Here is a 14,436-nt window from a genome sequence, read left to right as displayed (position 1 = left end):
ACGTCGTCAGCACTGCCAGGAGCGCGGTCCCACCGGTTCCTTGTCACCCGTCAGCGAGACGGCGCTGCCGACGACCAGGCTGCTGTCGGAGACGGCCATCGCATTGCCGCCCTGCCCGGCCGGGGCGGCGAGCCGGACCTCGTCCTCGCCGTGCCAGACGCTGCCGCCGGCGACCACCCAGCCTTCGCCGTTCACGGTGTCGGCTGGTCCCTCCTTGCCGGGCCTGGTCAGTTCGCCGGTGCGCAGGTTCCAGAGTGCGACCTCCTGCGCCGGCCAGAGCCCGCCCGTCACCCACTCGCCCCGGCCCGCGTACGCGGCGGCGCTCTGCCCGTCAGGCACCTTCAGCTTGGTGCCCTTCCCCTGCTTGTCCCACGCGTAGCCGGCCACCGCGCTGCCGTCCCGGTAGATCGAGCCGATCAGCGTGCCGTCGTCGAGGATGGCGTGCACGTTCGCACCCTCGGGCAGCGGCAGCCTGTCCGCGGTGGTGGCGCCGTCCTTCCAGATCACCGCGAAGCTGTCCTTACCACCCGAATTGCCGAGCGGCTCCAGGTTGATGACGATGTCGCCGGTCGCGTTGATCGCCGGCTCCGGGTAGATCGTCCAGCTCCCTGATGGCGTACGCAACTTGGTCAGCTTGTGGTTCTCGTAGCGGAAGACGGAGTCCCGGTTGTTCTCCGTGAGCAGCCCGACCACCACGCCGTGCTCGTTGACCGCGGAGGCCTGCACCGAGTCGCCGTCCACCGGCAACGCCTCCGCGCGCCCGCCGGTCCACAGCACGCCCCGGAAGTCCTGGCCGATCGTGCCGTTGCCGGCGATGTACTTCCCGGTCGGATCGACGGCCTCGGCGATGACGTCCTTGATCCCCTTCGGCACGGCCAGCTTCGTCATCACGCACGACGCCTTCCCTGTTGTCACCGGCGACGGCGCCGGGGAGGGCACGACGGCGACCGGGGCCGCTTTCGGTGCCGGCTTCGGGGTCAGCAGGGGCACGCCGACCAGCACCCCGGTGACCAGGGCGATGCTGCCGGCCGCCTGCAGGGCCCGCCGCCTGCGCGTACGCCGCCGCCCGGCCCGCAGCAGCCCCGCCACGTCGACCCGGCTCGGCGGCACCGGCACCGCTTCGAGCCGCTCGTGCAACTGGTTCTCGGTCATCGTGTTCCTTCCGCGGTGGCCATCGGCAGAACTTCCCGGAGCGTGGCGAGGCCGCGCGAACATTGACTCTTGACGGTGCCCGCCGTGCAGCCGAGCGCCTCGGCGGTCGCGTCGACCGACAGGTCATGGAAATACCGCAGGACGACGACGGCCCGCTGCCGCTTGGGCAGTGCCCTCAGCGCCGTCAGCACCTCGTCGCGCTGCTCGACATCCGGTGCGGCTGCCCTGCCGTCGTCCGGCAACCGGTCGCCGAGCAGCACCTGCGACCACTTGCGGCGCTTCTCGTCCAGGAACCGCCGCACCATGATCCGGTGCACGTACCCGTCGAGGTTGTCGGCCGCCGAGGCCTTCCTCCAGTTCGTGTAGAGCGACGTCAGCGTCGCCTGCACGATGTCGTCCGCCTGGAACGCGTCGCCGCAGAGCAGATACGCCGTCCGGTGCAGCCGCGGCAGCCGCCCCTGCACGTACTCGACGTACTGCCGCTCCAATTCGGGCCGCATCCCGCTCCTCCCGCTCAGTTCGTCCTGAGTTCTCCCTGACTTGTCGTGGCCGGGGTGGCACCGGGTTGCATCAGGTTCGCGTACTCCCAGAGGCGGTTGTGGTTGACGTCGTTCAGGTCCCGGCCCGGCTCGATCGAGGCCGTGAACGGGCGCGCGGTTGTCGCCGCCGGTGCCCACGGGGCGGTCGTGGTGAAGCCTTCGCCGATGAGGCTGTTGCGAATGACGAGCTGGCCGTTGGGGGTGACTCCGGGAAGGTAACCGGTGGTGCCGGCTCCCTGGTCCCAGGCGCGCCCGAGGAATCCGGTTGGCGCGGCTTTGTACCCCGCGTCGGCGGTGATCAGGGAATGGGTGACCAGGAAACCGTACGGATAAAGGGGTGCTGTGTTCGGGGCGAAGATGACGCCGCCGGAGGGTTTGCGGGTCGAGACGAGATGGAATCGCGTGTGGTCGAAAACGGCGGCGGCGCGGCCGAAGACGAAGTCGGTGTCGCCCTCGATGTAGCTGTTCCGGACCGAGACCCGTGCGATCCGCTCGACGTCGTTGGCGTTCGCCAGGAAGGTGTCCTGCCGGCTGATCAGGTGCATTTCCTCCAGCTGGGTGCGATCGGCATCCGTACGCAAAGCAAGTGCCTGATGCGTCCCACGGTCCACGGTGTCCAGCAGGGTGTTGGTGATCGTCAGCCCCTTGAGCTGCAGGTCCGTGCTCTGCCCCCAGACCACGGTCGCGCAGAGCCCCGCATTCGTGCTGGTCCTCGTCGCGCACGACTGGAACATGTCCCAGGCCGGATCGCCTTGGGCGTACCGCGATCCGCCGGGGTTCACCAATTCCGCCCAGGCTGCCGGGGTGATGATCGCGTCGACGGTGAATGCGAGGCGCGGGTTGCCGATTCCGTAAATGGTCAGCGGGGGAGTGCCCGCCGGAATGAACACGGTCCCGGTGTACGTCCCCGGCCGGATCGCGATGTAGAGCCGTTTGGTGCCGCCCTTGCGGAATGCCGCGTTCACCGCCTCCTGCACCGTGGCGAATCCGCGTCCCCCGACCACGAAGTCAGGCGGTGCCTCCCTGATCGGCGCCGGCCGCCACGGATCTGCCACCGGAGCGGCATAAGGCCCGGAAAATCCAAAATAGTTCGCCGGTACGAACGGAGCGGCCTCGGCGCGCGACAACACCGGCCGCGTCACCGTTCCCGGAGCGGTGAGCCCGGCCGGCCGGCCCGTACCGCCTGCCGCCGTACCGCCTGCCGCCGTACCGCCTGCCGCCGGACCGCCCGCCGCGGCTGCCGGGCTGCTCGCCAGTGCCGTGACCGCTACCGTGGCCGCGGTCGTGATCCATCGTGCGATGCTCATCGGCTCTCCTCAGGAATGCGCTTACCTCAGCACTTTCACGCATCCTAAGATCGAGGAAGATCAATGAAAAGACCGGCCGCTCCATTGCTGGAGCGGCCGGCCCATGTGCCTGTTGTGGCTACCGGGTGGCGCCGACGAGTTCCCGGTCCGGTTCCTCCGCATCCGGGGTGGTACGCAGCTTCTCGCCCTCCACGTCCACGTCCGGCAGGACGCGGTCGAGCCAGCGGGGCAACGCCCACGCCCGCCGCCCGAGCAGCGTCATCACCGCCGGCACGATGGTCATCCGGACCACGAACGCGTCCAGCAGGATCGCCGCGGCCAGCGCGAATCCGATGGACTTGATGATGGACTCGGGGGAGAGGATGAAGCCCGAGAAGACGCTGACCATGATGATGGCTGCGGCCGTGACGACCCGGGCGCCGTGGCTGAACCCGTTGACCACCGCGTCGGTCGGCGCGGCGCCGTGCACGTGCTCCTCGCGCATCCGGCTGACCAGGAACACCTCGTAGTCCATGGCCAGGCCGAAGACGATGCCGATCAGCAGGACCGGGATCAGGCTGACGATCGGGCCGGTCTCGGAGACGCCGAGCAGGTCGGCGCCCCAGCCCCACTGGAAGACCGCGACGACCGCGCCGAACGTCGCGGCGACGCTGAGCAGGAAGCCGCCGATCGCCTTGAGCGGCACCAGGATCGAGCGGAAGAGCAGGGTCAGGAGCAGGAAGGCCAGGACCACGATCGTTGCCAGGTACGGCAGCAGCGCCGCACCCATCTTCGCGGAGATGTCGATGCTGACCGCCGTGGCGCCGGTCACCGCCAGTGTCGCCCCGCCGGACTCGGGCAGGTCACGGATCGCGTGCACCAGGTCGGTCGTCTCCTGGCTGTCCGGGGCGCTGGACGGGATGACCTGGACGATCGCGGTGTTGCCGGCCGGGTTGAGGGTGGCCGGGCTGACCGCGACGACGTCCGCGAGACCCTTGATCGTCTGAGCCGTGGCGTCCGCCGCGCCCTTCGGGTCGGCGCTGCTCGCGGCGTCGACGACCACGATGAGCGGACCGTTGAAACCGGCGCCGAAGCCCGCGCTCAGCAGGTCGTACGCCTTGCGCTGGGTGGTCTCCTCGGCGGCCGTCCCGTCACCCGGCAGGCCGAGCCGCAGGTCGAGCGCGGGGATCGCGATGATCAGCAGGCCGACGACGGCGCCGACCAGGGTGAGCACCGGGCGGCGGGTCACGATCTTCGCCCAACGGCGCCCGGCGGGTTCCTTGGTCCGCACGCGGCGCTTGCCGGACGACTGGACGCGCTTGCCGGCGAAACCGAGCATGGCCGGAAGCAGGGTGAGCGCGATCAGGACGGCGATGACGACCGCACCGGCGGCGGCCAGGCCCATCTGGGTGAGGAACGGGACGTTCGCCACGGTCAGCGCGGCGAGCGCGATCACCACGGTCAGGCCGGCGAACGTGACCGCGGATCCGGCCGTACCCGTCGCCCGTCCTGCTGCTTCTATGCCCGTGCGTCCCTCGGCGAGCTCGTGGCGGTAGCGGGACACGATGAACAGCGCGTAGTCGATGGCCACGGCGAGCCCGAGCATCAACGCCAGCGTGGGCGTGGTGCTGCTGAGGCCGACGAACCCGGTGGCGATCTGGATGCCGGCCATCGCGGCGGCCACCCCGAGGATCGCGGTGAGCAGCGGCAGCCCCGCCGCGACCAGCGAGCCGAACGTGATCACCAGCACGACCGCGGCGACGAGGAACCCGATCGCCTCCCCGGCACCCTGCTCACCTGGCTCCTGGATCGCGTCCCCGCCCGCCTCGACGGTCAGGCCCGCGTCCCGGCCGGTGGTCATGGCCTCCTTCAGCGCGTCCCGGTCGGTGCCGGTCAGATCAATGGCCTGCACCTTGTACGACACCGTGGCGTACGCGACCGTGCCCGCCTTGTTGATCGTGCCCTGCAGCGGGTCGGAGACGTTCGCGACCTGCGCGCCCTTCTTCAGCTCGGCGACGGTGTCCGCGATCGCCGATTTGTTCGCCTTGTCGGTGAGCTTCGCGCCCGCGGGCGCCGCGAAGACGACCCGGGCCTGGGCGCCACCCGCGCCGGCCTGCGGGAACCGCTGCGCGAGCAGGTCCTGCGCCTCCTGGGCCTCGGTGCCCGGGATGGAGAAGCTTTCGGCGGTCGGTCCGTTCAGGGTGAACGCGCCGACGCCCAGGGCCGCGATCATCGCGAGCCACAACGCGAGGATCAGCTTCCGCTTCCGGAAGCTGAACTTGCCGAGCCGGTACAGGTAGGTAGCCACCCCGAAACGGTCCCGTCCCGGGCCCCGGAAAACGTCCTCCCAGCGCAGTCAGCTCCCTACCATGATCGTGGTAGCCGGCCGGGGTGCCGCTTACTACATCGGGATGACGAGGTGCCGGCCGATCGCGCGTACGGTGCTTGGTGATGGATACCTGGGACCTCAAGCGGATCAAGGCGTTCAAGCACGCGGCCGAGAAGCCGCTCCTGCTCGACATCCTGTTCGCCGGCGTGCTCTCGTGGGCGGTGCTGCGCAAGGCCGCCGCCGACGACCACGTCGCCATGGGTGACGTCATCGTCGCGTTCGTGGCCTTCGTCGCCGTGCTGCTGCGCCGGGTCCGCCCCCGCGTCGCGCTGGGCATCGCGGTCGCCTCCACCGTCGGCGCGATCCTGCACGGCGTGAGCAATCCCGGCCTGATCGCCGCGCTCGGCGTCATCACCTACTCGATCGCCGCCCACACCAGCCGCCGCAAGGGCCTCGCCTGCGCCCTGCTGGGGTCAGCCCTCATCTACGTCACCGGTCTGATCGTCGCGCCCGGCGACTGGTGGCGCTTCGAGAGCCTCGCCGTCTTCGCCTGGATCTTCATGGCCGCGGCGGTCGGCGACGCGGTCCGCACCCACAAGGCCTACATCCACGAGGTCGAGGAGCGCGCCCGCCACGCTGAGCAGACCCGCGAGGACGAGGCCCGCCGCCGCGTCATGGACGAACGCGTCCGCATCGCCCGCGAGCTCCACGACGTCGTCGCCCACCACATCGCGGTCATCAGCGTCCAGGCCGGCGCCGCGGCCCACGTCCTCGACCGCAGCCCCGAGCAGGTCGGCCCCGTCCTCGCCCACATCCGCGAAGCCTCCGACACCGTCCTGCGAGAGATCCAGTCCGTGGTCGGCGTCCTCCGCAACGAGGACGAAGCAACCAGCACCGAGCCCGCCCCCGGCCTCGCCCGCCTCCCCGAGCTCCTGACCGCCCTGGAGAGCGCCCACTTCTCCGTCCGCTCCCAGCAGCGCGGCCCGACCCGCGACCTCCCCGCCCTGGTCGACCTCGCCGCCTACCGCATCGTCCAGGAAGCCCTCACCAACGCCCACAAACACGGCACCGGCCCCGTCCGCCTCCTCATCGAATACGCCCCCAGCGGCATCATCCTCGAGGTCACCAACGAAATCCGCCCGGGCTCGCCAGGCGCCACCCGCGCCACCACAGCCTCGGGTGCTGCCACCGGTCCCGCCGCGGCCGGGTCGAGCGCGGCCGGGTCGGTCGCGGGCGGGTTGGGTGCGGCCGGGTTGGGTGCGGCTGGGTTGGGTGCGAACGGGTTGGGTGCGAACGGCGCCGGTGCGGCGGGCTCGGTCCTGGGTGGTTCGGGCTCGAGGGGATCGGTGGAGAACGGATCCGGCTACGGTCTGCTCGGGATGCGCGAGCGAGCAGTCGCGGCGGGCGGCCAGGTCACCGCGGCCCCCCTCGGCGACGGCCGCTTCCGCGTCCACGCCGTCCTCCCCACCGAACACCACGCCCCCGCCACCGCCCCCGACCCGGGGTACAAATCAGGCGTGGAGGATGGTGGCACAGGCCGCGACTGCGTGGGCGTCGCCGGCGTCCTGGGCGCGATCGGCGTGCCCGACGCTCTCCACGTCCGCAACGCAGCACGAGCAGCCCTCGGCGTGCCCCACCTCCTCGACACCCGGAACGCGGCGAGGGCAGCGCTCAGTGTGCCCGGCCTCCTCGACCGGCGGGATACCGCCAGGACCGCGCTCGGCATACCCGATGTGAGGAGTGCGACCAGGGCGGCGCTGGGTGCGTCCGGGGCTGTGGACATCCGAGGAGCTGTCAGGGCGCTCAGCGGCTTCGACGCGTTGAACGCGTTCGGCGGCGCGGGTCTGCTGGCCGGAGTCGGAACCCTTGCCGGGACCACAACGCCCTCACCCGCTCGCCCGCAGAATCAGGCCGACCGCCCCACAAACCCGGACGTCCGGCAGGCCCCGACGTCACAGCAGACCTCGGAGCCGCGGCAGGTCCCGGACTCGCAGCGGACCTCGGAGCCGCGGCAGGTCCCGGACTCGCAGCGGACCTCGGAGCCGCGGCAGGTCCCGGAGCCGCAGCGGACCTCGGAGTCGCAGCGGTTCCCGGCGTCGCCGGGAAGACAGGGATCGCTGCACCACTCGGCGGAGAAGCAGAGTTCGCAACCAGACGGTCCGGAGACTGCGCCATGACCATTCGGGTGCTGCTGGTTGATGATCAGGCGCTGATCCGGGCCGGCTTCAAGATGATCATCGATTCGGAGCCGGGGTTCGCCGTGGTGGGGGAGGCCGGGGACGGCAAGGAGGCCGTGGAGCTGGCGCGGACGGCGCGGGCTGATGTGGTGCTGATGGATATCCGGATGCCCCGGATGGACGGGATCGAGGCGACGCGGCGGATCGGGGCGGATGACAATCTGGCCGGGGTGCGGGTGCTGGTGCTGACGACGTTCGAGAACGATGACAACGTGGTGCTGGCGTTGCAGGCCGGGGCGAGCGGGTTTCTCGGCAAGAGTGTGCCGCCGGAGGATCTGTTGCACGCGATCCGGGTGGTGGCGAGCGGCGAGGCTCTGCTGTCGCCGAAGGCCACGCGGGGGCTGGTGAGCCGGTTCCTGACGAGTCTGCGGCCGCAGCCGTCCGGGGTCGTGCCGGGGCTGGCGCTGCTCACCGATCGTGAGCGGGAGGTGCTGGTGCTGGTGGCACACGGGCTCTCCAACGACGACATCGCGGAGCGGCTGTTCCTGTCGCCGCTGACCGCCAAGACGCACGTGAACCGGGCGATGACGAAGCTCAGTGTGCGGGACCGGGCTCAGCTGGTCGTCCTGGCGTACCAGAACGGCCTGGTCCGTCAGGGTGACGCCCTTCCGGGAGCGTGACGCGGACGGTGGTGCCTTCGCCGGGCGTGGACGTGACGCCGGTGGTACCGCCGTGGGCTGCCACGATGGCCTCGACGATGGCCAGGCCGAGGCCGGAGCCGCCGGGATCGCGGCTGCGGCTCGGGTCCGCGCGGTAGAAGCGTTCGAAGACGTGGGCGAGGTGCTCCGGCGGGATACCGTCGCCCCGGTCGCGTACTTCGATGTCGACGTGCTCCGGGCGTACTGAAACAGTGACCTGGACCGAAGTCCCGGGCCTGGTGTGCTGCACCGCGTTGCCGACCAGGTTGCGCAGGACCTGCTGGAGGCGGGGGCCGTCGGCGTCGAGGAAAGCGTGCGGCACACCGGTGAGGGTGATGTCGCGGTCGGCGGTGACGACAAGGGCGTCCTCGACCACCTCGGCGGCGAGGGCGACGACGTCCACCGGCTCCCGCCGCAGGGGGCGCGCCGCGTCGAGCCGGGCGAGCAGGGACAGTTCGTCGACGAGCAGGCGCATCCGGCCGACCTCGGCCTCGACGCGGACCATCGCGTGGTCGAGCTGGTCGGGGTCGCGCAGGCCGCCCTGCACGTAGAGGTCGATCCAGCCGTGGACGGTGGACAACGGCGTACGCAGCTCGTGGCTGGCGTCCGCGACGAACGTACGCAGGCGGTCCTCGGCCCGGCGCTGCGCGTCGAAGGCCTTGTTGACCGCTGCGGCGAGCAGGTCGGTCTCCGGCCCGGTCCCGCCCGCGGGCAGCCGCAGGTGACGCTCGCCGGCCGCGATGGCGTCGGCGGTGCCGGCCATCCGGGTCAGCGGCCGCAGCCCGATCCGGATGAACAGGGAGGCGAGTAGACCCATCAGGGCGAGGGCGATCAGGGCGCCGACGCCGTTGACGATGCTGATGAGCCGGACCACCTTGCGGTCGTTCGCGATGGGTACGCCCACGACCACGTACTCGGCGCTCACGGCGGTGCCACCCTCACGGAGCAGTATCCGCAGGCCGGGGGTGTGGATGCGGGCCACGACGGCCGGCAGGGGGTCCTCGATCACCCGGGTGTCGCCCGGATCCAGGTCCGCCGCCGCGGCGACCAGGGCGGCCGGGTCGGTGAGGGTGGCCTGCCCGGTGCTCACCAGCACGTGGCCGGCCGCATCGACCGCGACGGCGGTACCGCTCTCCGGGGTGACCAGCGCGAGCTGGCCGAGCGGGAGGGTGAATCCGCCGGCGCTGCGGGCCGAGATCTTGACCGACGCGTTGCTGAGGCCCTCCTCGACCCGGTCGGTGAGGTAGCGGCGGACCAGCAGCACGCTGCCGGTGGCCACGATGACGAGGCCACCGGCGAGCAGCACCACCAGCGCGAGGGTGAGCCGGGCGCGGATCGAGCGGATCATCGGCCGGATCCGCGCAGGCTGTAGCCGAAGCCGCGGACCGTGTGGATCAGCGACGGGCCGCCGAGATCGATCTTGCGGCGGAGGTTGGAGACGAAGCGCTCGACCACGCCCGCGTCGCCGCCGAAGTCGTACTGCCAGACGTGGTCGAGGATCTGCGCCTTGGACACCACCCGGCCGGTGTTGGCGAGCAGGTAGCGCAGCAGCCGGAACTCGGTGGGGGAGAGCTCCACCGGGGTCCCGGCCCGGGTGACCACGTGCCGGGCCTCGTCGAGTTCGAGATCCGCGCAGCGCAGGACGCCGTCGGAGGCCGTGGTCCCGCGCCGCGACCGCCGCAGCAGTGCCTCCAGCCGGGCGGCGACCTCGACCACGTTGAACGGCTTCGTCAGATAGTCGTCGCCGCCGAGCCGCAGGCCTTTCACCCGGTCGTCCAGCTCGTCGCGCGCGGTCAGGAACATCACCGGCACCTCCACGTCCCGGCTGCGCAGCAGGCGAAGCAGGTCGAAGCCGTCCGCGCCGGGCAGCATGACGTCCAGGACCACGGCGTCCGGCGGGCGCGCCCCGATGGCGGCCAGGGCGGCCGGCACGTCGCCGACCGCCTCGACCTCGAAGCCCGCGAACCGTAACGCGGACAGCAGCAGCTCCCGTAACCCCGCGTCGTCGTCCACGACAAGAATGCGATCCACGTGCTCCATCACATCAACTTCGACCCCTCGAGATCCAGATTCGGCAGATACCGGTCGAGCCACCGCGGCAGCCACCAGGCACCCCGCCCGGCGAGCGCCAGGACCGCCGGCACCAGGGTCATCCGGATCAGGAACGCATCCAGGAGTACGCCCACCGCCAGCGAGAACGCGATCGGCTTCAACGTCGGGCTCCCGTTCGGTACGAAGCTCACGAAGACACAGATCATGATCAGCGCCGCCGCGGCGACCACTCGCGAGGAGTCCCGGAAACCGTTGATCACCGAGGGGAGCGGGTCGCCGGTCCGGGCATACTCCTCGTGCATCCGCGAGACCAGGAACACCTCGTAGTCCATGGCCAGCCCGAACAGGACCGCCATCAGGATGATCGGCATGAAGCTGATCACCGGCCCGGTCCGGCTGACCCCGACGGCGTCGGCGAGCCAGCCCCACTGGAAGACCGCGACAACCGCGCCCAGCGTCGCCCCGATGGAGAGCAGGAAACCCAGCGCGGCCTTGACCGGCACCACCAGCGACCGGAACGCGACCATCAGCAGCAGGACCGCGAGACCGACCACCACCAGGGCAAACGGTACGAGGGAGCCCGACAGCCGCTGCGAGATGTCGAGCCCGATCGCGGTGACGCCGGTGACGCCGGCATCCGGGCCGCCGGCGTCGCGGATGTCCTCGACGACCCGCTCGGTCTCCGGGTCCTGCGGGCCGGTCCGCGGGACGACCTGGATGAGCGCGTACCGCCCGTCGGCCGACATCTGCGGCTTGCCGACCGCGGCGATCCCGTCCAGTGTCCCGAGCTTCTGCACGAGCGCCGCGCTGTCCTGCTGTCCTGCCAGGACGAGCAGCGGCCCGTTGAAGCCGGGCCCGAACGCCTCGGCGGTCAGGTCGTACGCCTTGCGTTGCGTACTGTCCACCGGCGCCGATCCGTTGTCGGTCAGCGCGAGCCGCAGCCCCGCGGCCGGCACCGCCATGATCCCGAGCACGATGACCACGGCCAGCGTGGTCACCAGCGGCCGGCGCGTCACCAGCTTCGCCCAGCGGATGCCCGCGCCGGGCTTGTCCGTGGCGTGCTGTTCGCGCCGGTCGGCGCGGGAGCCGGGTTTCGGGCGGAGCCGCTCGCCGGCGAAGCCGAGCATGGCCGGGATGAGGGTGACGGCGACGAGTACGGCGACGATGACCGCGGCCGCGGCGGCGAGCCCCATCGCGCTCAGGAAGGGGATCCGCACCACGGTCAGGCCGGCCAGCGCGATGACCACGGTCATTCCGGCGAAGACGACGGCGCTGCCGGCGGTGCCGATGGCGCGGGCCGCGGACTCGGGCACGGCCATGCCCCGGGCCAGCTGGGAGCGGTGCCGGGCCACGATGAACAACGCGTAGTCGATGCCGACGGCCAGGCCGAGCATGATCGCCAGGGTCGGCGCGGTGGTCGGCAGCTGGAGACCGCCGGCGAGGGCGGTCATCCCGGCGGCGGTGATCGCGACGCCGAGCAGAGCCGTGAGCAGCGGGATCCCGGCGGCGGCGAGCGACGTGAACGTCACCAGCAGCACAATCATGGCGACGACCAGGCCGGAGACCTCGGTGAGATGACTGGTCCCGCCGGGCGTGTCACCGTACGCGGACCCGCCGAACTCCACCTGCAACCCGGCCTCCCGCGCGGGCCGCACCGTGTCCTCGAGCGCGGTCAGCGTCCCGTCCTCGAGCCCGGCCTTGGTGACCTGGTACCCGACCTGCGCCAGCGCCGTGCGCCCGTCCCTGCTCGGCGTGGGACCGGCAACCGCCGCGACCTGGGGCGCCTTCGCCGCGGCGTCCAGCACCTGCTTGATGACAGCGCCCTCGTCGGCGATAGTGCGGCCCGTCGGCGCCACGAAAACGATCTGCGCCGTGGCACCCGAGGAGGACGGGAATTCCTTCCCCACGGTGTCGAGGGTCTGCTGGGCGCTCGACCCCGGGATCGAGAAATCATCCTCGTACGAACCGCCGACCGTGGCTGCGAGCGCCCCGGCGGCGACAAGTATCGCCAGCCAGGCGACCAGGACGGTGCGGCGGCGCCGGTGGGCGAGGGCGCCCAGCCGGTAGAGCAGTGCGGCCATGACAGGGAACTCCTAGGAACTCGGGGTAAACCGGGTGCTAGAAGATCGCGCCCGCCTGACGGCTGGGCGCCCGCGAACCTGACGATCGGCTGACGGTCCAGGAGGAGGCACGTGCACGCCGTACGCGTAGCCCTGTCGGTCTTGCTGGTCCTCGCGACCGTCGTCGTCCCCGCCCCGGACGTGCCGGCCCGGCACCTTGCACCCACGCCGTACCTGGGCTGGAACACGTACTTCGCGCTCGGCGGTGACCCCACCGAGGCCGAGGTACGGTCCATCGCCGACCACCTGGCCACCAGCGGCCTGCGCGACGCCGGCTACCGGATCATCTGGGTCGACGGCAACTGGGCCGCGCCCACGCCGCGCGGCAAGGACGGCGAACTCGTCGCCGACCCGGCCCGCTTCCCGTCGGGCATGCCGGCACTGACCCGCTACCTGCACGAACGCGGCTTCGAGGCAGGCATCTACACCGACGCCGGCCCGTACCTCGAAGGCCACTGCGGCCTCGGCAGCGACGGCCACTACCGCGACGACGTCCGCCAGTTCGCCGCATGGGGCTTCGACGCCCTCAAAGCCGACTGGCTCTGCGGCCGCGCCGCCGGCCTCGACCCGGAAACGTCGTTCCGCCGCCTCGCCGCGCAGGTCAGTGCGTCCCCGCGGCCGATGATTCTCAACATCTGCAACCCGGTCACCAGCGACTGGGGCGGCGGCCCCTATCCGCTCTCGTCGTTGTCGACGTGGACCTACACGTACGCCCCGCAGGTCGCCCAATCCTGGCGCACCTACACCGACGTCGCCATGATCGACCCGCAACCGGACACCGAATGGCCGGCCATGCTCCGCAACCTGGACGCCAACGCCGCCCACCCGTCCGCCACAGGCCCCGGCCACTACAACGACCCCGACTACCTCCTCCCGATGCGCCCCCTGCCGACCGGCGGCACCGAACTAACCTTCGAAGAATCCCGCACCCAGCTCGCCATGTGGTCCATCATGGCCGCCCCGCTCATCATCGGCTCCGACCCGCGCACCCTCCCCACCGAGATGACCGCCGCCCTCACCAACCCGGAAATCCTCGCCGTCGACCAGGACCCCCTCGCCCGCCAAGGCGAGCAGATCGGCACCTCCGAGGTCTGGTTCAAACCCCTCACAGGTACGGGCACCCGAGCCGTCGCCCTCCTCAACCGCACCGACACCGCCCACCCGATCACGGTCACCTTCACCGCCATCGCCCTCGCCGGCCCGATCCACATCCGCAACCTCTGGACCCGCACGAACGAACCCACCGCCACAGGCTCCTACACGGTCACCGTCCCCGCCCACGGCACAGCCATGCTCCGCCTCACCGGCACCGAACTCACCCTGCCCTCCTACTAGGAGCGACGTCAGCGCCGACCATGCCGGGCGTCGTCGAGGGCGACCGCCGCCAGGTCGACGGCGGCTGGTGCTTCCCGGAGTCGGCATGCCTTGGAATGTCCCGATGTCCGGGTCGTGGCCGTCGCGGTCGTCGGTCCCGGGAATTCAGAACCCTCGTCCGAGCCCCGCAACTCCATGAAATACCGATCCGCGTGCCTGGCGAGCCGGCGTTGGCCGGTCGACGAGGGTGCTGTGGCCGCATCGCTGAGCTCGGCTTCGAAGCTGCTCAGGTGGAGTGTTAGGACGACCGCCAGAAAGCAGGGGCGCAGGTATTTCATGGAGTTGCGGGGCGCGGCAGGGTTGCTGCCATTGCCGAGGCGAAATGCGGTATGGGCGGGGCCTCGTGAAGAAGACGCGCAGGATTCCTTCGTTACGCAGGAATACCTGCCTGTGTCCGGCTCGTAGGCGTAGAGCCGCCACATCGCCCATGTCGCGTCTGTTCCCGCCGGACTCGTCACCGGTCGTGGACTGTGGTTGAGTGGTTTCAAGTGTGCGCGTTGATTGTCGTGTCGAGCCCCGCGGGTGTGACGGAGAGTTCGGTGTTCGTGGGTTAGTAGGCGGCGGCATACTTTACTAGCCAGCGGTTGGTGAACCGGCTCCAGTCGAACAGGTCACCGGCGGCGCGTCTGCGGTCACGTTCATGGTCAGCGGTGGCCTGCGCCCGGTGGGTGTTCGCCTCGCGGAACAACGCTCGTGCGGCCTCGATCCA

10 protein-coding genes are annotated in these 14,436 nt (G+C 70.9%); 3 read left to right on the top strand and 7 right to left on the bottom strand.

Annotation, left to right across the window (positions count from 1 at the left end; translation table 11 throughout):
- Positions 1-6: 6 nt before the first annotated feature.
- The 4 genes from Aco04nite_RS36230 to Aco04nite_RS36215 form a co-directional block, all read right to left on the bottom strand.
- The gene (locus tag Aco04nite_RS36230) at positions 7-1,152 is read right to left on the bottom strand and encodes a hypothetical protein (protein WP_213001752.1); all 1,146 of its coding nucleotides are present in this window, start codon (positions 1,150-1,152) and stop codon (positions 7-9) included.
- Positions 1,149-1,652, bottom strand: coding sequence for a SigE family RNA polymerase sigma factor (locus tag Aco04nite_RS36225; protein WP_213001751.1), 504 nt, complete (start codon positions 1,650-1,652; stop codon positions 1,149-1,151). The genes Aco04nite_RS36230 and Aco04nite_RS36225 overlap by 4 nt, the downstream gene beginning before the upstream one ends.
- A 14-nt stretch (positions 1,653-1,666) precedes the next feature.
- A complete protein-coding gene (locus Aco04nite_RS36220; RefSeq protein WP_213001750.1) occupies positions 1,667-2,998 on the bottom strand; it encodes a putative acyl-CoA thioester hydrolase in 1,332 nt (443 codons plus the stop codon).
- Between the two features lie 118 nt (positions 2,999-3,116).
- The gene (locus Aco04nite_RS36215; protein WP_213001749.1) at positions 3,117-5,285 is read right to left on the bottom strand and encodes an MMPL family transporter; all 2,169 of its coding nucleotides are present in this window, start codon (positions 5,283-5,285) and stop codon (positions 3,117-3,119) included.
- A 143-nt stretch (positions 5,286-5,428) separates the two neighbouring features.
- On the opposite strand from Aco04nite_RS36215, the gene Aco04nite_RS36210 reads away from it, so the two are divergent.
- Both Aco04nite_RS36210 and Aco04nite_RS36205 read left to right on the top strand, forming a co-directional pair.
- Positions 5,429-7,483: a histidine kinase gene (locus tag Aco04nite_RS36210; protein ID WP_213001748.1), complete on the top strand. Its 2,055-nt coding sequence runs from the start codon at positions 5,429-5,431 to the stop codon at positions 7,481-7,483.
- On the top strand, positions 7,480-8,163 hold the full coding sequence (locus Aco04nite_RS36205) for a response regulator (protein ID WP_203839341.1): 684 nt from the start codon (positions 7,480-7,482) through the stop codon (positions 8,161-8,163). Before Aco04nite_RS36210 ends, Aco04nite_RS36205 begins: the two co-directional genes overlap by 4 nt.
- Here the strand turns inward: Aco04nite_RS36205 and Aco04nite_RS36200 are convergent.
- From Aco04nite_RS36200 to Aco04nite_RS36190, 3 genes are read right to left on the bottom strand one after another with little or no spacing between them, the layout of a single operon-like run.
- A complete protein-coding gene (locus Aco04nite_RS36200; RefSeq protein WP_213001747.1) occupies positions 8,078-9,529 on the bottom strand; it encodes a sensor histidine kinase in 1,452 nt (483 codons plus the stop codon). The two genes, Aco04nite_RS36205 and Aco04nite_RS36200, sit on opposite strands and share 86 nt — an antisense overlap.
- Positions 9,526-10,221, bottom strand: coding sequence for a response regulator transcription factor (locus Aco04nite_RS36195; protein WP_213001746.1), 696 nt, complete (start codon positions 10,219-10,221; stop codon positions 9,526-9,528). Before Aco04nite_RS36195 ends, Aco04nite_RS36200 begins: the two co-directional genes overlap by 4 nt.
- The gene (locus Aco04nite_RS36190) at positions 10,221-12,314 is read right to left on the bottom strand and encodes an MMPL family transporter (RefSeq protein WP_213001745.1); all 2,094 of its coding nucleotides are present in this window, start codon (positions 12,312-12,314) and stop codon (positions 10,221-10,223) included. Before Aco04nite_RS36190 ends, Aco04nite_RS36195 begins: the two co-directional genes overlap by 1 nt.
- 111 nt (positions 12,315-12,425) lie before the next feature.
- Between Aco04nite_RS36190 and Aco04nite_RS36185 the strand changes: the two genes are divergently transcribed.
- Positions 12,426-13,688 (top strand): glycoside hydrolase family 27 protein, encoded by a 1,263-nt coding sequence (locus tag Aco04nite_RS36185; RefSeq protein ID WP_213001744.1) that lies wholly within the window; start codon positions 12,426-12,428, stop codon positions 13,686-13,688.
- Positions 13,689-14,436 lie beyond the last annotated feature (748 nt).

The sequence above is a fragment of the Winogradskya consettensis genome, assembly GCF_018332715.1.
Lineage (GTDB): Bacteria > Actinomycetota > Actinomycetes > Mycobacteriales > Micromonosporaceae > Actinoplanes > Actinoplanes consettensis.
Note: the sequence above shows the minus strand (reverse complement) of the source record. Positions and strands in the feature narration are given on the sequence as shown.

What these genes read in the sequence shown, in the direction of transcription:
- Aco04nite_RS36190 (WP_213001745.1), bottom strand. Translation starts at nt 12,314, where the DNA reads ATGGCCGCACTGCTCTACCGGCTGGGCGCCCTCGCCCACCGGCGCCGC.
- Aco04nite_RS36205 (WP_203839341.1), top strand. Translation starts at nt 7,480, where the DNA reads ATGACCATTCGGGTGCTGCTGGTTGATGATCAGGCGCTGATCCGGGCC.
- Aco04nite_RS36200 (WP_213001747.1), bottom strand. Translation starts at nt 9,529, where the DNA reads ATGATCCGCTCGATCCGCGCCCGGCTCACCCTCGCGCTGGTGGTGCTG.
- Aco04nite_RS36195 (WP_213001746.1), bottom strand. Translation starts at nt 10,221, where the DNA reads ATGGAGCACGTGGATCGCATTCTTGTCGTGGACGACGACGCGGGGTTA.
- Aco04nite_RS36210 (WP_213001748.1), top strand. Translation starts at nt 5,429, where the DNA reads ATGGATACCTGGGACCTCAAGCGGATCAAGGCGTTCAAGCACGCGGCC.
- Aco04nite_RS36230 (WP_213001752.1), bottom strand. Translation starts at nt 1,152, where the DNA reads ATGACCGAGAACCAGTTGCACGAGCGGCTCGAAGCGGTGCCGGTGCCG.
- Aco04nite_RS36220 (WP_213001750.1), bottom strand. Translation starts at nt 2,998, where the DNA reads ATGAGCATCGCACGATGGATCACGACCGCGGCCACGGTAGCGGTCACG.
- Aco04nite_RS36225 (WP_213001751.1), bottom strand. Translation starts at nt 1,652, where the DNA reads ATGCGGCCCGAATTGGAGCGGCAGTACGTCGAGTACGTGCAGGGGCGG.